General features: G+C 70.7%; 23 protein-coding genes and 2 pseudogenes. 9 read left to right on the top strand and 16 right to left on the bottom strand.

Features of this window, described 5'->3' with window-relative positions; all coding sequences use genetic code 11:
- Positions 1-11: 11 nt before the first annotated feature.
- The 8 genes from ACFVT1_RS29185 to ACFVT1_RS29150 all read right to left on the bottom strand — a co-directional run bounded on the left by ACFVT1_RS29185 (position 12) and on the right by ACFVT1_RS29150 (position 9458).
- Positions 12-251 (bottom strand): hypothetical protein, encoded by a 240-nt coding sequence (locus tag ACFVT1_RS29185; protein WP_266357685.1) that lies wholly within the window; start codon positions 249-251, stop codon positions 12-14.
- Positions 248-1750 carry an Asp-tRNA(Asn)/Glu-tRNA(Gln) amidotransferase subunit GatA gene (gatA, locus tag ACFVT1_RS29180; RefSeq protein WP_362203743.1) on the bottom strand — a complete coding sequence of 501 codons (1503 nt, stop codon included), beginning with the start codon at positions 1748-1750 and terminating at the stop codon, positions 248-250. Before gatA ends, ACFVT1_RS29185 begins: the two co-directional genes overlap by 4 nt.
- Before the next feature lie 5 nt (positions 1751-1755).
- On the bottom strand, positions 1756-2052 hold the full coding sequence (gatC, locus tag ACFVT1_RS29175) for an Asp-tRNA(Asn)/Glu-tRNA(Gln) amidotransferase subunit GatC (protein WP_014153935.1): 297 nt from the start codon (positions 2050-2052) through the stop codon (positions 1756-1758).
- A 240-nt stretch (positions 2053-2292) separates the two neighbouring features.
- Complete coding sequence (locus tag ACFVT1_RS29170) at positions 2293-4455, bottom strand: putative bifunctional diguanylate cyclase/phosphodiesterase (RefSeq protein ID WP_389800669.1); 2163 nt, start codon at positions 4453-4455, stop codon at positions 2293-2295.
- Positions 4456-4823: 368 nt separating this feature from the next.
- Entirely contained in the window at positions 4824-7016 is a 2193-nt protein-coding gene (gene ligA, locus ACFVT1_RS29165) for an NAD-dependent DNA ligase LigA (RefSeq protein WP_389800667.1), read from the bottom strand.
- 30 nt (positions 7017-7046) lie between these two features.
- The gene (locus tag ACFVT1_RS29160) at positions 7047-8072 is read right to left on the bottom strand and encodes a methionine synthase (RefSeq protein ID WP_389800665.1); all 1026 of its coding nucleotides are present in this window, start codon (positions 8070-8072) and stop codon (positions 7047-7049) included.
- A gap of 115 nt (positions 8073-8187) precedes the next feature.
- Positions 8188-8877, bottom strand: coding sequence for an SDR family oxidoreductase (locus ACFVT1_RS29155; protein WP_389800663.1), 690 nt, complete (start codon positions 8875-8877; stop codon positions 8188-8190).
- A 41-nt stretch (positions 8878-8918) separates the two neighbouring features.
- A complete protein-coding gene (locus ACFVT1_RS29150) occupies positions 8919-9458 on the bottom strand; it encodes a TIGR00730 family Rossman fold protein (protein ID WP_389800661.1) in 540 nt (179 codons plus the stop codon).
- Positions 9459-9634: 176 nt separating this feature from the next.
- On the opposite strand from ACFVT1_RS29150, the gene ACFVT1_RS29145 reads away from it, so the two are divergent.
- Positions 9635-9970, top strand: a complete 336-nt coding sequence (locus ACFVT1_RS29145; RefSeq protein ID WP_389800659.1) for a DUF427 domain-containing protein — start codon at positions 9635-9637, stop codon at positions 9968-9970.
- A 95-nt stretch (positions 9971-10065) separates the two neighbouring features.
- Positions 10066-10866 carry an alpha/beta fold hydrolase gene (locus ACFVT1_RS29140; protein WP_389800657.1) on the top strand — a complete coding sequence of 267 codons (801 nt, stop codon included), beginning with the start codon at positions 10066-10068 and terminating at the stop codon, positions 10864-10866.
- Positions 10867-11043: 177 nt separating this feature from the next.
- Here the strand turns inward: ACFVT1_RS29140 and ACFVT1_RS29135 are convergent, their stop codons facing one another.
- Positions 11044-11496, bottom strand: a complete 453-nt coding sequence (locus ACFVT1_RS29135; RefSeq protein ID WP_389800655.1) for an ATP-binding protein — start codon at positions 11494-11496, stop codon at positions 11044-11046.
- A gap of 63 nt (positions 11497-11559) precedes the next feature.
- On the opposite strand from ACFVT1_RS29135, the gene ACFVT1_RS29130 reads away from it, so the two are divergent.
- The 5 genes and pseudogenes from ACFVT1_RS29130 to ACFVT1_RS29110 all read left to right on the top strand — a co-directional run.
- Positions 11560-12447, top strand: a complete 888-nt coding sequence (locus ACFVT1_RS29130) for a DUF397 domain-containing protein (protein ID WP_389800653.1) — start codon at positions 11560-11562, stop codon at positions 12445-12447.
- Between the two features lie 142 nt (positions 12448-12589).
- On the top strand, positions 12590-13051 hold the full coding sequence (locus ACFVT1_RS29125) for a hypothetical protein (protein ID WP_389800651.1): 462 nt from the start codon (positions 12590-12592) through the stop codon (positions 13049-13051).
- A gap of 7 nt (positions 13052-13058) precedes the next feature.
- The gene (locus ACFVT1_RS29120; protein WP_389800649.1) at positions 13059-14444 is read left to right on the top strand and encodes a hypothetical protein; all 1386 of its coding nucleotides are present in this window, start codon (positions 13059-13061) and stop codon (positions 14442-14444) included.
- Positions 14441-14752 (top strand): hypothetical protein, encoded by a 312-nt coding sequence (locus tag ACFVT1_RS29115; RefSeq protein WP_389800647.1) that lies wholly within the window; start codon positions 14441-14443, stop codon positions 14750-14752. Before ACFVT1_RS29120 ends, ACFVT1_RS29115 begins: the two co-directional genes overlap by 4 nt.
- Positions 14753-14813: 61 nt before the next feature.
- Positions 14814-14909: pseudogene (locus ACFVT1_RS29110) on the top strand (IS5/IS1182 family transposase); the annotation flags it as partial.
- Between the two features lie 62 nt (positions 14910-14971).
- On the opposite strand, the gene mnmA reads toward ACFVT1_RS29110, so the two are convergent.
- Entirely contained in the window at positions 14972-16099 is a 1128-nt protein-coding gene (gene mnmA / locus ACFVT1_RS29105) for a tRNA 2-thiouridine(34) synthase MnmA (protein WP_389800645.1), read from the bottom strand.
- A 61-nt stretch (positions 16100-16160) separates the two neighbouring features.
- On the opposite strand from mnmA, the gene ACFVT1_RS29100 reads away from it, so the two are divergent.
- On the top strand, positions 16161-16838 hold the full coding sequence (locus ACFVT1_RS29100; RefSeq protein ID WP_389800643.1) for an N-acetylmuramoyl-L-alanine amidase: 678 nt from the start codon (positions 16161-16163) through the stop codon (positions 16836-16838).
- 54 nt (positions 16839-16892) lie between these two features.
- On the opposite strand, the gene ACFVT1_RS29095 is transcribed toward ACFVT1_RS29100, so the two are convergent.
- The 3 genes from ACFVT1_RS29095 to ACFVT1_RS29085 all read right to left on the bottom strand — a co-directional run bounded on the left by ACFVT1_RS29095 (position 16893) and on the right by ACFVT1_RS29085 (position 18814).
- Positions 16893-18062, bottom strand: coding sequence for a cysteine desulfurase family protein (locus tag ACFVT1_RS29095; protein WP_389800641.1), 1170 nt, complete (start codon positions 18060-18062; stop codon positions 16893-16895).
- A 178-nt stretch (positions 18063-18240) separates the two neighbouring features.
- Entirely contained in the window at positions 18241-18603 is a 363-nt protein-coding gene (locus ACFVT1_RS29090; RefSeq protein WP_389800639.1) for a DUF4190 domain-containing protein, read from the bottom strand.
- A 49-nt stretch (positions 18604-18652) separates the two neighbouring features.
- Entirely contained in the window at positions 18653-18814 is a 162-nt protein-coding gene (locus tag ACFVT1_RS29085; RefSeq protein ID WP_389800638.1) for a hypothetical protein, read from the bottom strand.
- Between the two features lie 126 nt (positions 18815-18940).
- Here ACFVT1_RS29085 and ACFVT1_RS29080 point away from each other — a divergent pair.
- Positions 18941-19555: pseudogene (locus ACFVT1_RS29080) on the top strand (TetR family transcriptional regulator); the annotation flags it as partial.
- A 320-nt stretch (positions 19556-19875) separates the two neighbouring features.
- On the opposite strand, the gene ACFVT1_RS29075 reads toward ACFVT1_RS29080, so the two are convergent.
- From ACFVT1_RS29075 to ACFVT1_RS29065, 3 genes are all read right to left on the bottom strand, one after another.
- Positions 19876-20970, bottom strand: a complete 1095-nt coding sequence (locus ACFVT1_RS29075) for a helix-turn-helix transcriptional regulator (protein ID WP_389800636.1) — start codon at positions 20968-20970, stop codon at positions 19876-19878.
- A 67-nt stretch (positions 20971-21037) separates the two neighbouring features.
- The gene (locus ACFVT1_RS29070) at positions 21038-21904 is read right to left on the bottom strand and encodes a thioesterase family protein (RefSeq protein WP_389800635.1); all 867 of its coding nucleotides are present in this window, start codon (positions 21902-21904) and stop codon (positions 21038-21040) included.
- Positions 21905-22013: 109 nt separating this feature from the next.
- Positions 22014-22670, bottom strand: coding sequence for a trimeric intracellular cation channel family protein (locus tag ACFVT1_RS29065; protein ID WP_389800634.1), 657 nt, complete (start codon positions 22668-22670; stop codon positions 22014-22016).
- Between the last annotated feature and the right edge of the window lie 12 nt (positions 22671-22682).

Raw genomic sequence — 22682 nt, 5'->3', positions numbered from 1 at the left:
AAACTTCCCTCTCAGCCCAGCAGTACGTCGTCATCGCCGATGCGCTTGAGTTCGCGCAGCAGCAGGGCGACACCCGTGGCGATGGCGGCGGCGGAGACGACGGCGTCGATCAGTCGGAGCGTGTCGTGTTCGAAGCGGGCCTTCTTGGCCTGCTTGATGACGCCGAGCGCCCCGAAGGCGGTGGTGCCGATGGACAGGTACGTACCGGTCTTGGACTTCTTGAAGCCCTTGGCCTTGGTCAGTGCGCTCACAGTGACGGAGCCTCCTCCAGCAGCGGGTGCCCCCACTTTTCCACGAAAGCGGCCTCGACGGCGGCTCCGACCTTGTACAGCCGGTCGTCCTTCATGGCGGGGGCGATGATCTGCAGTCCGACCGGCAGGCCGTCCTCCGGGGCCAGGCCGCAGGGCAGCGACATGGCGGAGTTGCCGGCGAGGTTGGTCGGAATGGTGCACAGGTCCGCGAGGTACATCGCCATCGGGTCGTCGGCGCGCTCGCCGATCGGGAAGGCGGTGGTGGGCGTCGTCGGGGAGACGATGACGTCCACCTGCTCGAAGGCCTTCTCGAAGTCCTGGGTGATGAGGGTGCGGACCTTCTGGGCCGAGCCGTAGTACGCGTCGTAGTAGCCGGAGCTGAGGGCGTACGTACCGAGAATGACGCGGCGCTTGACCTCGTCGCCGAAGCCGGCCTCGCGGGTGAGCGCGGTGACGTCCTCGGCGGACCTCGTGCCGTCGTCGCCGACCCGCAGGCCGTAGCGCATGGCGTCGAAGCGGGCCAGGTTGGAGGAGCACTCGGACGGCGCGATCAGGTAGTACGCCGACAGGGCCAGGTCGAAGGACGGGCAGTCCAGCTCGACGATCGTGGCACCGAGCGACTTCAGCAGCTCGACCGACTCGTTGAAGCGCTGGACGACACCGGCCTGGTAGCCCTCACCGGCGAACTGCTTGACGACACCGACGCGCATGCCGTCGACACTGCCGTTGCGCGCGGCCTCGACGACCGGCGGGACCGGGGCGTCGATGGACGTCGAGTCCATCGGGTCGTGCCCGGCGATCACCTCGTGCAGCAGGGCCGCGTCCAGAACGGTGCGGGCGCAAGGCCCGCCCTGGTCCAGGGAACTGGAGAAGGCCACCATGCCGTAGCGGGAGACGCCGCCGTAGGTGGGCTTGACGCCGACGGTGCCGGTCACGGCGGCGGGCTGGCGGATGGAACCGCCGGTGTCCGTGCCGATGGCGAGCGGGGCCTCGTACGACGCGAGCGCGGCCGAGGAGCCGCCGCCGGAGCCGCCGGGGATGCGGGTGAGGTCCCACGGGTTGCCGGTCGGGCCGTAGGCGCTGTTCTCGGTGGAGGACCCCATGGCGAACTCGTCCATGTTGGTCTTGCCGAGGATGACGACGTCGGCGGCCTTCAGCCTCTTGGTGAGGGTCGCGTCGTACGGCGGGATCCAGCCTTCGAGGATCTTGGAGCCGACGGTGGTCGGCATGCCCTCGGTGGTGAAGATGTCCTTCAGCGCGAGCGGGACACCGGCCAGCGGGCCCAGCTTCTCGCCGGCCGCCCTCTTCGCGTCGACGGCGCGGGCCTGCGCGAGCGCGCCCTCGCGGTCGACGTGCAGGAAGGCGTGGACCTTCTCGTCGACCGCCTCGATCCGGGCCAGGTGGGCCTCGGTGACCTCGACGGCCGTGAGCTCGCCGGACGCGATCTTCGCGGCGATCTCGGCCGCGGTGAGCTTGATGATGGTGCTGTTGTCCGTCATGGCTGTTAGTCCTCCCCCAGGATCTGCGGCACCTTGAAACGCTGCTGCTCCTGGGCCGGGGCGCCGGAGAGCGCCTGCTCGGGGGTGAGCGACGGACGGACCTCGTCCGCGCGCATGACGTTCGTCAGCGGCAGCGGGTGGGAGGTCGGCGGTACGTCTTGGTCGGCGACTTCGGAGACGCGGGCGACCGCGCCGATGATGTCGTCGAGCTGACCGGCGAAGTGTTCGAGCTCTTCGCCCTTCAGCTCCAGACGCGCCAGCCGGGCGAGGTGGGCGACCTCCTCGCGCGTGATGCCAGGCATGCAGCGATCCTCAGGGGTTGGTGTGTGGTTTTGGCCCAATCCTATGGTGTCGCCCGCGACCCCTCCCGCCACCGGGGCGAACAGCCTGGTCAGCCCCGCCTCATTCGCGCCCGGGCGGGGCCCGGGGCCTTGCGGTGCCGTCCGGCCGGGGCGTTTCGGACGCGGCCGCCTTCCCCGACCGGTCCCACCGGTCCCACCGGTCCCACCGGTCCCACCGGTCCCACCGGTCCCACCGGTCGCTCAGGCCGTGGCCGGGCCCGGCTTCACCGCGCGGCCCGTCGGCCCGTGCTCCAGCTCGGCGGTCCCGGCCGCACCGGCTGCGGCCGCCGCGGCCGCCGCGGCCGCCAGCTCCGCGGGCCGCCGCCACCCGTGCTCGCCCCGCGCCCGCAGCCAGGCCGTCGTCTCCTGCGGCGGCATCGCCGCGGCGACCAGCCAGCCCTGCACCGCGTCGCAGCGCAGATCCCGCAGCCGCTCCCAGGTCTCGTCGTCCTCGACGCCTTCCGCCACGACCAGGAGTCCGAGCGAGTGGGCCAGGTCGATGGTGCAGCGGACGATCTCGGCGTCCTCGTTGTCGACGGCCAGCCGGGCCACGAACGAGCGGTCGATCTTCAGCTCGCTGACCGGCAGCCGCCGCAGATGGACCAGCGAGGAGTACCCCGTGCCGAAGTCGTCGAGGGACATCTTCACGCCGTGCCCGGTGAGTCCGGCGAGGGTGTCGGCGGCGCGCTGCGGATCCTCCAGCAGCACGTGTTCCGTTATCTCCAGCTGCAGGGCCCCGGCCGGGACGCCGTGCCGGGCCAGCCGGGCCGCGACGCCGCCCGCGAATCCGGGGGTGTGGACGTCGCGCGGGGAGACGTTGACGGCCACCGGTACGAACAGGCCCTGCGCCCGCCACCGGGCGACCTGGGCCAGCGCCGTCTCCAGGACGTACTCCGTGAGGTGCGGCATCAGGCCGGAGGACTCGGCGATGGCGATGAACTCGTCCGGGGGGACCCGTCCGCGCTCCGGATGCACCCAGCGCACCAGCGCCTCCAGGCCGGCCACCTGGCCGTCGAAGCGGACCTTCGGCTGGTAGTGGAGCTCCACCTCACCGGCGTCCAGCGCGCGCCGCAGGTCTCCGAGGAGTCCGAGCCGGTCCGGGGTGTTGCTGTCCCGTTTCGACTCGTACACCTCCACGCCCGTGCGGTCGCGCTTGGCCTGGTACATCGCCACGTCCGCGCGCCTGAGCAGCCCTTCGGCATCCAGTGCGTGGTCCGGGTAGACGGCGACTCCGGCGCTCGCCTCCAGGACCAGGGTCAGGCCGTCCAGGTCCAGCGGGGAGGAGAGCTCGGCGACCAGATGGCGGGCGACGCGCTGGGCGCTGGTGGTGGAGTCCGCGGTCGGCAGGAGCACGGCGAACTCGTCACCGCCGAGCCTGGCGGCCTCTGCTCCCCGGGGGAGCGCGAGCCTGAGGCGTTCCGCTATTTGCAGCAGCAGCCGGTCGCCCGCCAGATGACCGAGGGTGTCGTTGACCGCACGGAAACGGTCGAGGTCGATCAGGACGAGGGCGGACCTGGCACCGATGGACTCGGCGTCCTCCAGGGCCGTCCAGGTGCGTTCCAGCAGCCACTGCCGGTTGGGCAGCCCGGTCAGCGGGTCGCGCAGCTGCTCCTCGGCCCGGGCGCGGGCGATCCAGAGGGTGGAGTCCAGGGTGATCAGCGGGACCGCGAAGAGCGGCAGGAGCAGGGGCATGGTCGTCGCGACGACGCAGATCAGCGGTGCGATGCCGAGCAGGGCGACCGCGACGAGGCCCTGACGCAGCAGGGCGGTACGGGCGACGGTCGGCAGGCCGCCTCCCTGGGGTGCCCGTGCGTACCACAGCAGGACCCGGGTGACCAGGAGATAGGTGGAGGCGGCCAGGAGGACTTCGGGGACGGCCGCGATGCCCCAGCCGAGTGGCTGCCAGGGCGATTCGACGGTATGCACCTCGCCGAACGCGGCGAGCACCAGGGCCGCCGCGCCTATTCCGAGGATGTCCACCGCACCGTGCAGCAGCCCCTGCCACCAGCGGTGCCTGCGGGCCACGCCGACGAGAACGACCACGACCAGGCTGACCAGACCGGCGGGCACCCAGCCGTAGAGGAGCAGCACGGCGAGGGTGAGTGCGGCCCCGGAACCGGTACCGCCCCACCAGCGGTCGCGTCCGAGCGCGACCAGATGGCCGACGACGATCCCGGTGAGGATGGCGAGGGACCAGCCGGCCCTGCCGTCGGGGAAGAGTGCGTGCCCTTCGCTCACGGTCCGGTAGAAACCGGTCGCGAGCTGAACAACGGCGATCACCACGACGACGGCACCCACCCCGGGCGCGAGGCCGACGAAACCTTGCAGCCGCGACACCGGTGCGGCGCTCTCGGTCGGTTTCATTCCGTCCCTCTCACAGCCGGCGGTGCCGATGTCACCCGAATGCTCGGCTCCATGCCACCACGACCCGTTTTCCCACCCCGTGGCCGGCACGGCAGGTGCACATCTCAACAGTAGGCCGCAGAAGGCCCCTACGGGCAGCGCTCTACCGCTCTTGCCTGAATGCGAACCAACCGTCCGTCAGCATCTGGTAGGCGCCGATCGGATGACTCCGACCGACCGACGACACCACTTGCCCCCGTCCGTCCCGCTACGCCCTTTCTATACTTTCTCGTTCATCATTCACCAACCGGCCGGTCTCATACGGTCATTCCCGGTCGGCCATATGCTCCGTTCCGACCAATTTGCCCGCCGACCGAAGGGAATTCGCCCTATTCCGCCGCTTCTCCGGCGGGGACGGCCGCCTCGCGTGCGGCCTCCGGCCCCTGTTCGAGCAGCACGGTGAAACCGTCCTCGTCCAGTACGGGCACCTTCAGCTGCATCGCCTTGTCGTACTTCGAGCCGGGGTTGTCGCCGACGACCACGAAAGAGGTCTTCTTCGAAACGGATCCCGTCACCTTGGCCCCCCGGCTCTGAAGTGCCTCTTTCGCGCCGTCCCGGGTGTGGCCGGACAGGGTGCCGGTGACGACGACCGTGAGTCCTTCGAGCGGACGCGGCCCCGCTTCCTCCCCCGCCCCCTGGTCCTCCATCCGGACCCCGGCCTCGCGCCACTTGCGCAGGATCTCCCGGTGCCAGTCCTCGGCGAGCCACTGCTTCACCGATGCGGCGGTGACGTCCGCGACGCCGTCGGCCTCGGCCAGCTCCTGTTCGGTCGCCTCGTCGATCCGGTCCATGGAGCGGAACTGACGGGCCAGCTCCGCGGCGGCGACCGGGCCCACATGGCGGATGGACAGCCCGGTGAGGATCCGGGCGAGCGGGGCCTCCTTGGCCGCGGCGACGGCGTCGAGCATGGCGAGGGCGTTCTTCTTCGGCTCGCCCTGCTGGTTGGCGAAGACCAAGGCGGTCTTCTCCTCGCCTGTCTTCGGATCGCGCTTGGGCAGTCCGCTGTCCTGGTCCAGGACGTAGGCGCGGATCGGCAGCAGTTGCTCGACGGTCAGCCCGAAGAGGTCGCCCTCGTCGCGCAGCGGCGGCTCGGCGGGCTCCAGCGGCTTGGTCAGGGCCGCGGCCGCGACATAGCCGAAGTGGTCGATGTCGAGGCTCTTGCGGCCTGCGAGGTAGGCGAGGCGCTCCCGCAACTGCGCGGGGCAGGACCGCGCGTTGGGACAGCGGACGTCGATGTCGGCCTCCTTCATGGGCCGCAGCTCCGTACCGCACTCGGGGCAGTGCGTCGGCATCACGAACGCCCGCTCGGTGCCGTCGCGCAGATCGACGACCGGGCCGAGGATCTCCGGGATCACGTCGCCGGCCTTGCGGAGCACCACCGTGTCGCCGATGAGGACGCCCTTCGCCTTCACCACGTTCTGGTTGTGCAGGGTGGCGAACTCGACCTCGGAACCCGCCACCTCGACCGGCTCGACCTGGGCGTACGGGGTGACCCGGCCGGTGCGTCCGACGCCGACGCGGATGTTCACCAGTTTGGTGTTGACCTCCTCCGGCGGGTACTTCCAGGCGATCGCCCAGCGCGGGGCGCGCGAGGTGGAGCCCAGCCGGCCCTGGAGCGGGACCTCGTCGAGTTTGACGACGACGCCGTCGATCTCGTGCTCCACGGAGTGCCGGTTCTCGCCGAAATACGCGATGAACTCCCGTACCCCGTCGAGGGAGTCCACCACCTTGTTGTGCCTGGCGGTGGGCAGACCCCAGGCGTGCAGCAGTTCGTAGGCGTGCGAGAGGCAGTCGATGTCGAAGCCCTCTCGGGCGCCGATGCCGTGCACCACCATGTGCAGGGGGCGGGTGGCGGTGATCTTCGGGTCCTTCTGCCGCAGTGAACCGGCCGCCGCGTTGCGCGGATTGGCGAACGGCTTGTCCTCGGCCGCGACGAGCCGGGCGTTGAGCTCCTCGAACGCCTCCATCGGGAAGAAGACCTCGCCGCGGATCTCGACCAGCGCCGGAATCCGGTCGCCCTTCAGCCGGTGCGGGATCTCGGCGATCGTACGGACGTTGGGGGTGATGTCCTCGCCGGTGCGGCCGTCGCCCCGGGTCGCGGCCCGGGTCAGCCGCCCGTGCTCATAGGTGAGGTTGACCGCGAGACCGTCGACCTTCAGCTCGCACAGGAAGTGGTGGTCGGAGGTGCCGACCTCCTTCGCGATCCGCTCGCCCCAGGCCGCCAACTCCAGGTCGTCGAAGGCGTTGTCCAGCGAGAGCATCCGCTCGCGGTGCTCGACGGAGGTGAATTCCGTCTGGTACGGCCCCGCGACCTTCTGCGTCGGCGAGTCCGGCGTGCGCAACTGCGGATACGTCTTCTCCAGGGCCTCCAGCTCGCGCATCAGCCGGTCGAACTCGGCGTCGCTCACGACCGGCTGGTCGTTCACGTAATACCGGAAGCGGTGCTCCTCGACCTGCTCGGCCAGGAGCGCGTGCTGCTCCTGCGCCTGTGCGGGCACTGCCATCTGCTGTTCGCCGACCATCGTCTCGTCCTCCCGTTACCCGATGCCCCGTTACTCAGGGTTGTCTGCGAGCGATCTCGCGGCCCGGGCGCAGTGGGCGAGCGCGGCGCGCGCGTACGCGGGCGAGGCACCCGCGAGCCCGCACGACGGGGTGATCACCACGGACTCCGTCAGAGTCCCCGGATTCAGCCCCAACCTGCGCCACAGCGTCCTGACACCCATGACGCTACCGCCCGGGTCCGACAATCCGCCCGAGGCCGGGTCGGTGCCCGGCAGCACCCCGAGGAAGAGCTGTGTGCCGCCCTCGACCGCTTCCCCGATCGCCTCCTCCTCACGCTCGGTGACCAACGAGAAATCGAACGAGATACCGTCGGCCCCGGCCCGCCGCAGCAGCGCGAACGGCACATCGGGCGCACAGGTGTGAACGACCGTCGCCCCGTCCCCGGCCGCCGCCAGCACGTCCCGCAGGGTGCCCTCGACGATCTGCCGGTCCACGGCCCGGTAGGTGCGGTAGCCGCTCGCCGTGCTGATCCGCCCGCGCAGTACGCCGGTCAGCGACGGTTCGTCGAGTTGCAGGACCACCTCGGCGCCCGGCACCCTGCGCCGCACCTCCGCGAGGTGGGCCCGGAGCCCTTCCGTCAGTGAACCCGCCAGATCGCGGCAGGCCCCCGGGTCGCCGAGCGCGGCCTCGCCGCCGCGCCGTTCCAGGGCGGCGGCCAGCGTCCAGGGCCCCACGGCCTGGACCTTGAGCGGTCCCTCGTACCCCTGCGTGAACTCCTCCAGCGCGTCGAGGTCCTCGCCGAGCCAGGACCTGGCCCGGCGGGTGTCCCGTCCGGGCCGGTCGCTGATCCGCCAGCCGCTGGGCTCGACATGACCGTACAGCTCGACGAGCAGCCCGATGGTCCGCCCGATCATGTCCGCGCCGGGCCCGCGGGCCGGCAGTTCCGCGAGATACGGCAGGCCCTCGCCGTCCCCGAAGGACCCCGTGACGGTCTTCGCCGCCTCCCGCGCGTCTCCCCCCGGCATGGAACCGATCCCGGTGGCCGGGCAACCCCTGAACTTGCTCTTCTCGCTCACACGGGAAGCCTAGGGCCTGCCCGGCGGGCCGGTGCCGGACAGGGCGCCGCGCCCGGTGCGGCCCGCGCCCGCGCCCGCGACATTCAACGTCCATGCTGGTCGGCACCCGTAACGGTCAGCGCCCGGGACGCACCGTGAGGTCGTTGACCTCGGCGTCGCGCGGCAGGTCGATGGCCATCAGGATCGTGGTGGTCACCGACTCCGGGTCGATCAGCCGGGAGGTGTCGTACTCCTTGCCCTCCTGCTGGTGGACCTTGGCCTGCATGGGGCTGGCGGTGCGCCCCGGGTAGACGGAGGTCACCCGGATGCCGTTGGCGTGCTCCTCGTGGCGCAGCGAGTCGGCGAGCGCCTTCAGGCCGTGCTTGCTCGCGGCGTACGCGCTCCACTCGGCGTGCGCGTCGAGGCCGGCGCCCGAGTTCACGAAGAGCACATGGCCCTGGGCGACCCGCAGTTGCGGCAGGAAGAGCCGGGTCAGCTCGGCGGGCGCGACCAGGTTGGCGTTGAGCTGGAAGTGCCACGCCTTGGGCGTCAGATCACCGACCCGGCCGAGCTCGACGACGCCCGCGATGTGCAGCAGCGAGTCGACCCGCTCGGGCATCGCCTGCTGGGCGAACGCCCAGGAGAGGCGGTCCGGGTTGGAGAGGTCACCGACGAGCGTGCGGGCGCCGGGGTGGAGCTCGGCCAGTTCCTTCGCGCGGCCCGCGTCACGGGCCAGCAGCACGGTCTCGTCACCGCGCTCCAGGAGACGACGGGTGACGGCTGCGCCGATGCCGGAACCAGCGCCGGTGATGATATGAGTGGACATGCCCCCATGATCGCATCCCACCCGGTCGCCCCGCCGCCGCGTCAGCGGAGGCCGGACCACTCCTCCAGGTAGGCCAGGGCGCCCACGCCGTCCTTGGCGAAGAACACCAGGTCGGTCAGCGGAATGGGCAGGAAGCCCTCGTCCTCCATGCGCTGGAACTGCTGACGCAGCCCGTCGTAGAAGCCCGCCGTGTTGAGCAGGACCACCGGCTTGGCGTGCTTGCCGTGCTTCTTCAGCTCCAGGATCTCGGTCGCCTCGTCGAGCGTCCCGGTGCCGCCCACCATGATCACGACGGCGTCGGCCTTCTCCAGGAGCAGTGCCTTGCGCTCGGCGAGATCGCGCGCGATCACCATCTCGTCGGCGTTGGTACGCGCCCTGGCCGCCAGGAAGTCGACCGACACCCCTACCAGCCGTCCGCCCGATTCCTGCACGCCGTCGGCGACGACCTTCATCAGACCGCTCTCCGACCCTCCCCAGACCAGTGTGTGTCCGCCCCGGCCGAGCAGTTCGGCGAATTCGCGGGCGGGCCGGGTGTAGCGGTCGTCGAGATCGGCGGCGGAGAGGAAAACGCAGATGTTCATGCAGACACCGTAGAGGCCACCACTGACACACACGGACGGCCGGGTGGAAATCCGGCCGCCGCCGGGGAGGGCCGGGAAGGGAAGAGGAAGGCCGAGAAGGGAAGCGGAAGCGGAGCCGGAGAGGAACGGAGACCCGCAGGGGGAAGAAATCGGTCCGTGGCACGGCTGAACCTGACATGACTTCCACACGAGGACACCACATCACGGTCGAGACCGGCACCGAGCACGTCCGTGTGGTGCGCGACGGGCAGGTGCTCGCCGAGAGCCGCCGCCCGCTCGTCCTGCGCGAGACGGGTTGTCCGGTCCGTTACTACCTGCCGCCCGAGGACGTCCGTACCGAACTACTGACACCTTCGGACACCCGCACGCACTGCCCGTTCAAGGGCGATGCCTCCTACTGGTCGCTACCGGACGCCGCCGATCTCGTCTGGGCGTATCCGGAGCCGAAGTCCGAAGTCGCGGCGATCAGGGACCACTTCTGCTTCTACGACACCGAGGCCGTCTCCAGCTGATCTTCAACCACCCTTCTGACCTGCGGTATTGAAGAATCTCAAAAAATTCTCGGCTGCGGCGATGACTTCTTCGGCCCCTCGCAGTCCACCCTCACATGGACAAGATTCTCTCGCGCGACGGCACCTTGATCGCGTATCGGCGCCGGGGCGACGGACCGCCGGTGATCCTGGTCGGCGGAGCGCTGAGCACGGCGGCGACCGAGGCTCCCCTGGCGAGCCTCCTCGCGCCGGACTTCCACGTGGTCACCTACGACAGGCGCGGCCGCGGCTCCAGCGGCGGCAGCGGGCCGTACGCGGTGGAGCGCGAGATCGACGACCTGGCCACACTGGTCGGCGCGGTGGGCGGCAGGGCCTCGGTGTTCGGCGTGGAGACCGGCGGGGCACTGGCCCTGGAGGCCCAGGCCGCCGGGCTCCCCGTCGATCTGCTCGCAGTGTACGAACCGCCGTACACCCCCGGGCCCTCCGGTCTGCAGTTCAAGGCGTGCTGCACGGCCCGGCTGCACCGGATGCTGTCCGCCGGGGACCGCGGCGGGGCCGTGGAGCTGTTCCTGTCCGTGACGGGCGTCCCGGCCGACATGATCGCCCGGATGCGGCGCGCACCGCTGTGGGGCGGTCTGGTGTCGATGGCGCACACCCTCGCGCACGATGACGCGCTGCTCGGCGACGGCTCGGTCCCGGCCGAGCGGTTCACGTCCGTCACGGCGCGCACGCTGGTGGTCTGCGGCGGCTCCAGCCCCACCCGGGCCCGGCTGTCGACCCGCGCCCTCGCGGACGCGCTCCCCCGCGCCCGCCACCGCACCCTGACCGGCCAGACACGCGAGCTGGCGCCCCAGGTGATGGCCCCGGTCCTGGCGGAGTTCTTCGCCAGGGACGTGTACGCACGCCGGGCCTCCTGAACCCCCCGCCCCGCCCCGCCCGGTCACGCCCGTACAGGGGTCGGACGTGACCGGGCGGGGCACATGCGGAATGACCGGCAGGGACACGGCCTGACCCCAGAAGTCGCTCATTCCGGCACCGTCGGGCTCGCCTGTCGGCGGAAACGAACCCGGACATCCCTCAGATCTGTTCTCCCGTCAGACACCGATGGCGAGCTCGAACCAGACCGTCTTGCCGCCCGGCCCGTACGCCCCTTCCCCTATGGCGCACCCTCCCCACCGGTCGGCGACGAGTTCGAGGATGGCCACGCCACGCCCGGCTTCGGCGTGGGGGTCGGCGGGCGGGACGTACGGCTTGGGCAGGTCCGGGCTCATGTCCCAGACGCTGATCCGGAGCACGGGGTGCCGCCATTGGAGCCGCACGGCGGCGGGTCCTTTGGTGTGCCGTACGGGGTTGCTGGTCAGCTCGGAGGTCAAAAGCTCGGTGTGGTGGCTGAGTTGGGTCAGTTCGTGGGCACCGAGGATGGCTCGGTGTGGTGCGGGCGATACGGGGGCTGCGCGGGTCGCAGGGGAAGGCGAGCTCGTACTGCCGGGGCTCGGCGAACGGGACGGGGCGGGGTGGTGGGTGTAGGGGTTGGATTCAGCCTCCACGGACACCTTCTGGGGTGTGTGCGAGTGGTGACAAGTAGACGTGCGCCACGGGTGGTTGCTTTCGTGGTGGCGGTGCTCTACGAGTGCGACGATCCGGAACTGATCGATGCCCTCGCCACGATGACCGGAGGGTGTCCGCGGGGCTGGTCGGACGGATACCGGGGCAAGATCCCGCCGGACTTTCTGGACGTGGCGGAACTGGAACACCACGCGACGGGCTTGCGCACGCCCCAGACAGCTCACATTCCCGGCCCCTTCCAGACCGACGAGCACGCTCGCGCCCTCTTCGACCTCTTCGTGCCGGCCTTGCCCGGGCTGGAAGTCGAATTGCGGGTGGCCCATCGGCTGGCCCGGCACAGCGTGGTGGCGGCAGACCGGGTGCCCTACGTGGGCTTGGTCCACGAAGCGGCTCTTCGGCTTCCTGCCGGCGGGCGCAAAGTAGCCGGGGCCCAGTTGGGCCGCCTCTTGGAAGAGAGCGAACGTCCCAATGTCCGGTTGCTCGTGATCCCCTTCGCCGCCGAGGGCTCCCCCATGGCTGGGGACACCCTGATGTACGTGTTCGCCGCCAGCCACCACTTGGACACCGTTGAGGTGGACTCTCCGATCGGTGCCGTCCTCACGGACTCACCGACCCAGTTGGCCGCCTTCCGACGTCGCCTGGACTTGGTCGAACGGGTCGCGTCGAATCTGAGTGCGTCGAGGGATCTCGTCCTTGAGATCGCCGGAGAACTGCAGGAGGAGTTCACCTTGCCCGAGTTGCCCGAGCTGAACTGGATCAAGTCCTCGTTCTCGGAGGCCTCCGGCAATGCCTGCGTTGAGGTCTCCGCAGCGAACGCGGACCTCATCGCAATCCGCGAGAGCGAGAACCCGGATGCCGTTCCGGTGACAAGCCGGGGTGCGCTACGTGCACTTGTCCTGGGAGTGAAGACCGGCTACAACGACATCGGCTGAGCTGGAATCCAGTCACCGGGCCGGCGCCTCCATCAGCATGCTGTTGATTCGCGGGGTGGGTCGGCCGGTCGTTCCAGTCGATTGGATGATGGAATCCGCGCAGCGGAACGGGCCGCGCGGAGTGTCGGGGGACGAGGGTCATATGACGTGGGACGAGTGGGAACAGCTGAAGGCCCAGGCGGTGGAGAGGCGTTCAGCGCAGATGCAGCTCAACCAGCTTCCCGCCGATGCCGGAACCGGTGGAGGCGGGGGTGACGATCAAGGAGGTAAGGGCGATGAACTCCGCGTCAACCATGACTCACTCAACGGGAATTCGAACTTCCTGATCGAGCTGTCAGGGCTTCTCTACGAAGGGCGGCCCGACGGCGACCTCTGCACGATGGCACGCGCGCCGCGCTCACACCCGGACGTCGCGGCGAAGGTCGATCAGTTCGCCCGCTTCGCGGACGACCAGTACCAGGACGTGACGTCGCTGCTCGCCGCGTTGTCCACGCGGCTCAGAGAAGCAAATGGCACGTTCGTCGACTACGACGGTGAGGTGGTCGGCGGCATGATGAACGCCATTCTCGAGCTGGGGCAGTACATAGCCCCGGAAGACAGGTGAGCCCCCCATGGCCTACACCTACCGACAGGACGTCAGGTTCCTTGAGGACTGCAACCCTGCTCTCGTGGAGCGCAATGCCCTTGAGTTCAAGAGGCTGCGTGATCTGCTGCTCGACGTCGAGCCTGGCGCGAAGCGGGCCGCCACCCACACGCAGTGGGTGAGCGAGAACCGCAAGCCGTACGACAACCGGCTCCGCGAGGCACGTGACCTGATCACGCATCTGGCCGACGGCTACGACAAGGCTCAGAGCACGCTCCTGCACTACGCGTCGGCGCTCGAGACTGCCAAGTCCCACTACTCGGACGGCAAGGCGGCGGAGCAGACGTTGGCCAGTCTCATATCCCAGGTCGCGGACGCCGAGACACGTCAGGCGCAAGAAGCCGGCCCGATGCATCAGTGGGAGGACCTGCGGGGTACGACGGGGTTCCTGGACTGGGCCGCCGAGCTCACGGCGGACATCGACGACATCAAGGACGAAGCGAACCGCGCTCACGATCAGGCCAGTGCGGCCTACCATCGCGCCAAGACGGTGGAAAGTGAGGCCCGGGACGTGTGCACGGCGGCGCTTGACAAGGCGCACAAGGCGCTGCCCGACTTCCGCGGTGGCGACTTCGTCGACGCGAAGAGCCTGATCGACGCCATTCCCGCGCTCCGAGCCGAAGTCGCCGAAGCCAGCAGGGACTCGCTCACCCGTCTCCCCGGCAGCGGATCCAAGGCGGAGTTCACCAAGGCGGTGGGGAAGGACGACGTATCGCCGTCCCTCATGGACATCAGGATGCGCCTCACCGAGCTTCCGGAGGCCACCGACGCCTACTGGGCCGTGCCGAGGAACGCTGAGGAACGTCGCGAGTGGATCGCGGCGAACAAGGACGTCATCACCGCGGCGGCGCAAAGATCCGGCCTGCCCCCCGACATGGTCGCGGGCATCGCCTGGCAGGAGGTAGGCGGACAATGGGGCTGGATGGACGATGGTGTCGACACCATCCGCGAACTGGCCAGGGACGGCTGGTTGTCCGACACCCCGGAGAACCTGCCCTCGCGGCTCGGTGGCTCGCCGGACGAGACGTCCTTCGGTCCCATCGCCATCCAGGTGAGGAGGGCAGCGGAGGTTCTCGGGTACGACCCGGCAAACCTCACAGAGGGGCAACGGGATATCATCGAGGCATCGCTCCAGGATCCCGGGCAGAACATCTTCATCGCCTCCGAGTATCTGGCCATGCTCAAGGAAGAGAGCGGCTTCACCGACGTACCGGCGGACGAAATGACGCGAGAGCAGCGCCAGGAACTCGCCGCCCGCTACAACGGTGGCCCTTATTGGCAGGATGACAAAGCCCAGGCCTACGGCCGTGGCTTCGACAAGAATCTGGACGATGCGAGGAGCGCCCTGAAGTGACCGGCCTGCTGCGAGGGCCATGGGGAGTGATCCTCATCCTCGCGAACCTGCTCAACGCCTACGTTGCCTACGGCGCACTTGTGACTCAGCCACAAGGGGCCTGGGACGAACAGACGCTGACGGGTATCGAGTTCGCGTCGGCGTTGCTGATCATGCTCGGCGTCATCACCTCCCTGCTCGCCCTGCTTCCCGTGCGGCGGCGGACCCTCAACCGCTGGTGGCTGGCGCCGTCACTGATCTTTGTGGCAGCGGGCGCAGCACGCTGGGCGTACATCGTTCACACCTATCCGCAGGGTCCCGGCGGCTGAGTGGCGCAGCAGCCCCATCTCCAGTGAGTTCGCCGTTGTGCGCGCATGAACGACGGCATCGCGCCAGTTCCGGAAGCTGGTGACAGCACTGCGGCGCGAGGGCGCCGATGAGATCCGCCGGGACCGGCCCTGGGGCCTGCCGTTCGAGCCAGCAGCCTATGACGGCCGTCCTGGCAGCGCCGGCCCCGGCCGTCAGCCGAGGCCGGTGAGCCGGGGCGGTCAGCCGGCCGGAGCCGTCTCCCGTCGTACCGTCGTCGCGATCGTCGCCGAGCCGAGCACGCGGGTGCCGTCGTAGAGCACGACCGCCTGGCCGGGGGCCACGCCCCGTACCGGCTCGGTGAACGAGACGTTCAGGGTGCCGTCGACCAGTTCGGCCGTCACCTCGGTCTCGCCGCCGTGGGCGCGGAGCTGGGCGGTGTACGTGCCGGGGCCGGCCGGGGCGGTGCCGCACCAGCGGGGCCTGATGGCGGTGAGTGCGGTGACGTCCAGGGACTCGACCGGGCCGACCGTCACCGTGTTGTTCACCGGGGAGATGTCCAGGACGTAGCGCGGCTTGCCGTCGGGGGCGGGGTGGCCGATGCGCAGCCCCTTGCGCTGGCCGATGGTGAATCCGAAGGCGCCCTCGTGGGTGCCGACCTTCGTGCCCGACTCGTCGACGATGTCGCCCTCGGCCGTGCCGAGCCGGCTCGCCAGGAAGCCCTGGGTGTCGCCGTCGGCGATGAAGCAGATGTCGTGGCTGTCGGGCTTCTTGGCGACGGCCAGGCCCCGGCGCTCGGCCTCGGCGCGGATCTCGTCCTTGGTGGTGAGGGTGTCGCCGAGCGGGAACATCGCGTGGGCGAGCTGCTTCTCGTCCAGGACGCCGAGGACGTACGACTGGTCCTTGGCCATGTCGGAGGCGCGGTGCAGCTCGCGGCTGCCGTCCTCGCGCAGGACGACCGTGGCGTAGTGGCCGGTGCACACGGCGTCGAAGCCGAGTGCGAGGGCCTTGTCGAGCAGTGCGGCGAACTTGATCTTCTCGTTGCAGCGCAGGCACGGGTTGGGCGTGCGGCCCGCCTCGTACTCGGCGACGAAGTCGTCCACGACGTCCTCGCGGAAGCGTTCCGCCAGGTCCCAGACGTAGAACGGGATGCCGATGACATCCGCGGCGCGGCGCGCGTCGCGGGAGTCCTCGATCGTGCAACAGCCTCGCGCTCCGGTACGGAAGGACTGCGGGTTCGCGGAGAGGGCGAGGTGCACACCGGTCACGTCGTGGCCCGCCTCGGCGGCGCGGGCCGCAGCAACGGCGGAATCGACACCGCCGGACATGGCGGCGAGCACACGGAGGGGGCGCTGGGAAGTCTGAGTCATAGCCCCACCAGAGTACGGGGCGCCGGGAACCGAACGCTCGCGGATAAGCGTTGTGGACCACATGGGCAGCAAGGGGACGGCGGGCACCGAGGGGTCCGCGGCGGGGTCCGGGCGCGGCATCAGCCGGCGCGGGCTGCTGATCGGCGCCGCCGTCACGGCCGCGGGTACCGCGGTGCTGGCGCGGGAGAAGCTGGAGCGCGCCTGGTGGCGGCTGCCGGGGGTGGACAAGCCCCGCAAACCGGGTGAGGTGGATTACGTCCGCGCCCAGTGGATAGCCGCGTCCCCGGCGAACTGGCGGCGGGCCGATCGCCCCGCCGACTATCCGATCGACCGGGTCGTCGTCCATGTCACCCAGGGCGGCTACGGAAGCGTGGTGAAGGCCTTCCAGGACCCGGGACACGGGGCGGCGGCGCACTACGTGGTGCGCAAGGACGGCCATGTGGCGCAGATGATCCGTGAGCTGGATGTGGCGTTCCACGCGGGGAACAGGTCGTACAACGAACGCAGTGTCGGCATCGAGCACGAGGGTTTCGTGGACCGTCCGCAGGACTTCACGGCGGCGATGTACGGGGCGTCGGCGCGGCTGACGGCGGCAATATGCGGGCGGTACGGGATACCGGTCGACCGCGAGCACATCATCGGACATGCGCAGGTGCCGGGCACGGACCACACCGACCCGGGGAAGCACTGGGACTGGGACCGGTATCTGAAGCTGGTCCGGGCAGCACGGACCGCCTGACCGGCGGACGCGCGGTGACCACGAGGCCCGCCCGATCGCCGGACGGGCTCGATTTCAGCTGAGCCCCGCCGTCCGTGCCCGCTCCACCGCCGGTCCGATCGCGCGCGCCACCTCGCCGATGTCCTGCTTGGTGGACGTGTGGCCGAGCGAGAAGCGCAGGGTGCCGCGGGCCAGGTCCGGGTCGCTGCCGGTGGCGAGCAGGACGTGGCTCGGCTGGGCGATGCCCGCGGTGCACGCGGAGCCGGTGGAGCATTCGATGCCCTGGGCGTCCAGCAGCAGGAGCAGGGAGTCGCCCTCGCAGCCGGGGAAGGTGAAGTGGGCGTTGGCGGGGAGTCGGCCGCCCGGGGCCGGATCCCCGCCGAGGACGGCGTCCGGCACGGCCGCCAGCACCTCCGCGACGAGGTCGTCGCGGAGGCTCCCGATCTCGCGGGCGAACTCCTCGCGCCCGTCGGCGGCCAGCCGTCCCGCGACGGCAAAGGCGGCGATGGCGGGCACGTCGAGGGTGCCCGAGCGGACGTGCCGCTCCTGGCCGCCGCCGTGGAGCACGGGCACGGGGGTGTGTTCGCGGCCGAGCAGCAGCGCTCCGATGCCGAACGGTCCGCCGATCTTGTGCCCGCTGACCGTCATCGCGGCCAGCCCCGACCGCGCGAAGTCGACTTCCAGCTGCCCGAACGCCTGCACCGCGTCGGCATGCATCGGTACGTCGAACTCCTGGGCAACGGCCGCCAGTTCGCGTACCGGCATGATCGTGCCGATCTCGTTGTTGGCCCACATCACGGTGACCAGCGCGACGTCGTCGGGGTTGCGGAGGACCGCTTCGCGCAGTGCGTCCGGGTGGACGCGTCCGTGCCGATCGACGGGGAGGTATTCGACGTTCGCGCCCTCGTGTTCGGCGAGCCAGTCGACGGCGTCCAGCACCGCGTGGTGCTCGACCGGGCTGGCCAGCACTCGGGTGCGACGGGGGTCGGCGGCGCGGCGGGCCCAGTACAGCCCCTTCACCGCGAGATTGTCCGCCTCGGTGCCCCCGGCGGTGAAGACCACCTCGCTGGGGCGCGCGCCGAGGGCGTCGGCGAGGGTCTCTCTCGACTCCTCGACGGTACGGCGGGCCCGGCGCCCGGCGGCGTGCAGTGAGGACGCGTTACCGGTGACGGCGAGCTGGGCGGTCATCGCCTCGATCGCTTCCGGAAGCATCGGCGTGGTCGCGGCGTGGTCGAGGTAAGCCATGGTGGGCTCGATTCTACGAGCCCCGGCGGGGCGTATGCCGGGCGCACCGCGGCCCGGCCCCCGCGCACCGCGCGTGCACTCGGCCGCCGGCCTCGGTCCGGAGCCCGATCCGGTCGGAGACGGTGCTGGCGGAGACGCCGGTGCGGGCCGTCGGCACGGCCGTACATGCCGGTCCCGGTCAGCCGGCGAGGTTCCAGGAGACCGTCCCGCTGCCGGTGACCAGGAAGGCCAGCACCACAAGGTCGGCGATGCCGAGGGCGAGCCCGAGGATGGCGCGGCCGCGGCGGGAAGTGGAACGGGCGAGGGCGATGACCGCCATGACGATGGCGGTGGGGCCGAGCAGGATGTTCATCACCAGCAGGCCGATGAGCCCGAGCACGAAGGAGGCCACGGCAAGGCCGTCGGCGTCGCTGTTGATGCCGGTACTGGTGGTGGCGCCGGTGTTGATGTCAGGGCCGGTACCGGAGCCGGTGCCGAAACCGGCTTCGGCGTCGGGAGCGGCCTTCGCGGCGCGGCAGCGGACGGACGCGGTGAGTGCCATGGTGCGGGCTCCTTCGAATCGGTGACGGGAACGGCGATCGGAACGGAGCTCAGCGGCACCTGCGCTGCGTACCCGCCCGCTCCCGCACGGCGAAGATCAGCAGCCAGCAGCCGATCAACGCGGCAAGCCCGAAGCTGAGCGGGAGCGGAATCTGGACCACCGCTCCGAGCACGACCCCGAGCAGAAGCAGTGCGGCAACGAGGACGATCATGTTCAGCCTTTCCGCCGGCTCCCCAAAGCCCCGAAGAGCATTTAAGAGTACGGCTGTTCACTGACTTGTCAGTCTAGCTCCGGACGCTCCTTCCCCGCCCCGGAGAACAGTTGTTTACTGAATGGCATGAGTCACACCGCGGGCATCCGCCAGGCCCAGAAGCTGAGAACCCGTCAGGCCCTGTTGGATGCCGCACTCGGACTGCTGGAGGGTCAGAGCCTCAGCAGCCTGGGGCTGCGCGAGGTGACCCGGGCGGCGGGCGTCACACCCACCGCCTTCTACCGGCACTTCGACGACACCGCCGCGCTCGGCGTGGCACTCGTCGAGGAGGCGCTGGGCAGCTTGCACGAGATGATCGGAGCGACGCCCGCCGAGACCTGCGACAGCGAGGAACGACTGGACCGCAGCGTCGAACTGATCGCACGTCACGTCCGTGAGCAGCCCGCCCACTTCCGCTTCATCGCCCGCGAACAGCACGGCGGCGTGGGCCCGGTCCGCGAGGCCATAGCAGCCCAGCTGCGGCGATTCGCCGAGGAGGTGGCGGCGGCCCTCGCCGAGGAGCCGCAGTCCCGGGGCTGGAGCGAGGAGGATCTGCTGATGCTGGGCGGCCTCCATGTCGACCACATGGTGATCACCGCCTCGGCGCTCCTCGACGCGGGACCGGAAGGCGAGCAGCAGGTGGCCGGGGTGGCCCGCCGCCGGCTGAGACTGATCACCCTCGGCAGACTGCACTGGCTGGACGGTGCGGGCGGCGCGGGCGGTGCGGGCGGTGCGGGCGGTGCGGGCGGTGCGGGCGGTGCAGACGATACGCACGGTGCGGGCGGTGCGGGCGGCGCGGGCGGCGCGGGCGGCGCAGACGATACGCACGGTGCGGGCGGCGCAGACGGCGCGGACGATACGCACGGTGCGGGCGGCGCAGACGGCGCAGACGGCGCAGACGGTACGGGCGGCGCGGGCGCCTCAGGGCCCGCCCGGCCCTGATCCGCCGGTCAGCCCCTCGGACTCACCCTGACCCGATCCGCCGGTCAGCCCCGAGCCCGCCCGGACCCCCGATCCGCCGGTCAGGCCCCCCGAACCCGCCGGACCCGATCCCCCCCCTGGGCCGTCCCCGAGGCGGCTGCGAAGTCCTGCCCGCCCTCCACGTCCGGCCCCGGCTCCCCGTACAGCGCGACCACCGCCGCCGCGTGACGGGCGAGAACGGTCCGCGCCTCCGGCGGAGAGAGCACTTCGAGGTTCGGGCCGAAGGAGAGCAGGGAGCGGGCCCACTCCACCGAGTCCACGGCCAGTTCGGCCCGCACCCAGTCGCCTTGCCCCCCGCCCCGCGCCCGCTGCCCGCGCGCACCTCGCTCCGTTCGCCCCTCGGGCCGGGGTTCCCCGGTCAGCACCCCGGCGTGGAGGCGCACGAACAGGTCGAGCCGGGAACGGTGCACCCGTACGCGCAGCCGCACGCCCCCGGGCCGCTCCTCGACCCGCTTGCGCAACTCGTCCCACAGGTCCGCCAGTTCCACCCCGGGCCGGCGCACGACCGCCTCCTCGGTGAGGACGGCCCGACGCACCCGGTCCGCCCTGAAGAGCCGGGGCTCCCCGTCGTGGTCCGCGACCAGGTACCAGACGCCCGCCTTCACGACGAGGCCGTACGGGTCGACGGTGTAGGTGCGCGGGGTCCGGGTGCCGCTGTGCCGGTAGCCGAGCCGCAGCCGCCGGTCGGCGAACACGGCCTCGTTCAGTTCGGCGATGTCGACGACCGGCTGCGGGCCACTCATCCAGCGCACCGGGTCGACCAGGATCCGTCTGCTGGTCAGCTCGGCGGCGGGCCGGTGCGGCGCGGGCAGGGCCGCCATGACCTTGCGCAGCGCGGAACCGAGCGCCGCGTCGAGACCGAGCGGGGCATGGGCGCCCTGCGCGGCGAGGACGAAGAGGGCGCGCGCCTCGTCCGCGGTGAGCCCGGTGACGTCCGTACGGAAGCCCGGCAGCAGGGCGACGCCCCCGCGCCGCCCCCGTTCGGTGTAGACGGGGACGCCGGAGGCGGAGAGCGCCTCGATGTCGCGGTAGATCGTGCGTACGGAGACTTCGAGGCGCTCGGCGAGCTCGGTGGCGGGCACGAGGCCGCGGGTCTGGAGCAGCAGGAGGATCGAGAGCAGCCGGTCGGATTTCACACCACCAGCTTCCCCCGCGGCCTCACGGTCCCGCGTACCCCCGCCCCGCCCCCGTAGGGCCGTCCGGCTATGCGCGCGGTGCCCGCGCCAGCTGACGGGACTGGGCCACCAGCCGGTCCGCGCTGTCCCAGACGTCCGCGTCCTCCTCCAGGTAGCCGCCCGCGAGGTTGCGGGTGGTGATGGAGACGCGCAGGGGGCCGGGGGCGGGGCGGCAGCGGATGTGCGTGGTGAGCTCGATGGTCGGCGTCCAGCCCTTGATGCCCAGCTCGAACGAGGTGGGCGGCAGCGCGTCGACGGTGAGCAGCAGCGAGAGCGGATCGGCGTCCCGGCCGTCCGCGAGAGCGAACCAGCCTCGCATCTCGCCCTTGCCGGAGGGGGCGCCGACGGCCCAGCCGACCGTCGCCGGGTCGAGCTTGATGGCGATCCGCTCGGTGATGGCGGAGCTGCCGGGGATCGGGGCCGGGCCGTCGCTCGGGCCGAGGCAGTGCTCCTGCGGCGGGATGGCCGGCGGCTTCGCCGAGGTGCGGACGTCGTCGGACAGCGCGTCCAGATCGCCGTAGGTGGCGAGGACCCGGATGCGCTCGATCTCGGTGCCGTCCTCCGCGTACTGGAAGAGGGAGGCCTGGCCGGTGGAGAGGGTGCGGCCGGTGCGGACGGTCTGGGTGCGGATCACCGCGGGCCCCGGGACGGACGCGGTGAGGTAGTGCGCGGAGACCGAGAACGGGTCCGGGTGCGGCAGGACCTCGCCGAGCGCGCGGCCGAGCATGGCCAGCAGATAGCCGCCGTTGACCGCGCGGATGATCGTCCATCCGGCGGAGAGCTCGGCGTCGTAGACGCCTTCTTCGCGAAGGGTGACGGCGGTGTCGCGGTCGAACTCGCTGTCCCCGACGGTTGCCTGTGCGGTCCGCGCCGTCTGCGCTGCTGCCTGTGCCATGCGATGCACCGTACACCGATTGTATTACTGAGCGGTAGCTTTTTTGTGGCCGGAAGATGTCGGAGCACGGCGTCCGCAGGGCCGCGAGGCTGTAGCGGGTGGCCGCGGGTCACTCCTCGGCCGTCGCCGACCGCCGGTTGTAGGCGCGCGGGGCCCGCCAGTGGTAGCGCATCGCGAGCAGCCGCAGCGCGAAGGCCATGATCACCGCGGTGCCGCTGGTGAACGCGTTGAGCGCGTCGAAGCGGATGCAGAGCACGATCATCGCGGCGCCGACGATCGCGGGCACGGCGTACAGGTCGCGGTCCCAGCGCAGCAGCGAGGGCACCTCGTTGGCCAGTACGTCGCGCAGCACACCGCCGCCGACCGCGGTGGCCAGTCCCAGGGCCGCCGACGCGGTGAGACCGAGGCCGTAGCCGTACGCCTTGACCGTGCCCGTGACGCAGAACAGCCCGAGGCCGGCCGCGTCGAAGACGTTGACGCCCACCTGGATCCGTTCGACGTGCGGATGCAGGAAGAACACCAGACCGGCGGCGAGGAGCGGGGTCGTGAAGTAGCCGAGGTCCGTGAACGCCGCCGGCGGGACCGCCCCGATGACGATGTCACGGAACAGCCCTCCGCCCAGCGCGGTCACCTCGGCGAGTACCGCGATGCCGAAGACATCGAAGTTCTTGCGTACGGCGAGCAGAGCGCCGGAGATCGCGAAGACGAAGATCCCGGCGATGTCGAGCGCATGCTGGACGGAGGGTGTGAACAGTTCGTTGAGCACCGGGCAATTGTG

This window comes from Streptomyces sp. NPDC057963 (assembly GCF_042887155.1).
Lineage (GTDB): Bacteria > Actinomycetota > Actinomycetes > Streptomycetales > Streptomycetaceae > Streptomyces.
Note: the sequence above shows the minus strand (reverse complement) of the source record. Positions and strands in the feature narration are given on the sequence as shown.

What these genes read in the sequence shown, in the direction of transcription:
- gatA (WP_362203743.1), bottom strand. Translation starts at nt 1,750, where the DNA reads ATGACGGACAACAGCACCATCATCAAGCTCACCGCGGCCGAGATCGCC.
- gatC (WP_014153935.1), bottom strand. Translation starts at nt 2,052, where the DNA reads ATGCCTGGCATCACGCGCGAGGAGGTCGCCCACCTCGCCCGGCTGGCG.
- ACFVT1_RS29170 (WP_389800669.1), bottom strand. Translation starts at nt 4,455, where the DNA reads ATGAAACCGACCGAGAGCGCCGCACCGGTGTCGCGGCTGCAAGGTTTC.
- ligA (WP_389800667.1), bottom strand. Translation starts at nt 7,016, where the DNA reads ATGGTCGGCGAACAGCAGATGGCAGTGCCCGCACAGGCGCAGGAGCAG.
- ACFVT1_RS29155 (WP_389800663.1), bottom strand. Translation starts at nt 8,877, where the DNA reads ATGTCCACTCATATCATCACCGGCGCTGGTTCCGGCATCGGCGCAGCC.
- ACFVT1_RS29150 (WP_389800661.1), bottom strand. Translation starts at nt 9,458, where the DNA reads ATGAACATCTGCGTTTTCCTCTCCGCCGCCGATCTCGACGACCGCTAC.
- ACFVT1_RS29145 (WP_389800659.1), top strand. Translation starts at nt 9,635, where the DNA reads ATGACTTCCACACGAGGACACCACATCACGGTCGAGACCGGCACCGAG.
- ACFVT1_RS29140 (WP_389800657.1), top strand. Translation starts at nt 10,066, where the DNA reads ATGGACAAGATTCTCTCGCGCGACGGCACCTTGATCGCGTATCGGCGC.
- ACFVT1_RS29125 (WP_389800651.1), top strand. Translation starts at nt 12,590, where the DNA reads ATGACGTGGGACGAGTGGGAACAGCTGAAGGCCCAGGCGGTGGAGAGG.
- ACFVT1_RS29120 (WP_389800649.1), top strand. Translation starts at nt 13,059, where the DNA reads ATGGCCTACACCTACCGACAGGACGTCAGGTTCCTTGAGGACTGCAAC.
- mnmA (WP_389800645.1), bottom strand. Translation starts at nt 16,099, where the DNA reads ATGACTCAGACTTCCCAGCGCCCCCTCCGTGTGCTCGCCGCCATGTCC.
- ACFVT1_RS29100 (WP_389800643.1), top strand. Translation starts at nt 16,161, where the DNA reads ATGGGCAGCAAGGGGACGGCGGGCACCGAGGGGTCCGCGGCGGGGTCC.
- ACFVT1_RS29095 (WP_389800641.1), bottom strand. Translation starts at nt 18,062, where the DNA reads ATGGCTTACCTCGACCACGCCGCGACCACGCCGATGCTTCCGGAAGCG.
- ACFVT1_RS29090 (WP_389800639.1), bottom strand. Translation starts at nt 18,603, where the DNA reads ATGGCACTCACCGCGTCCGTCCGCTGCCGCGCCGCGAAGGCCGCTCCC.
- ACFVT1_RS29085 (WP_389800638.1), bottom strand. Translation starts at nt 18,814, where the DNA reads ATGATCGTCCTCGTTGCCGCACTGCTTCTGCTCGGGGTCGTGCTCGGA.
- ACFVT1_RS29070 (WP_389800635.1), bottom strand. Translation starts at nt 21,904, where the DNA reads ATGGCACAGGCAGCAGCGCAGACGGCGCGGACCGCACAGGCAACCGTC.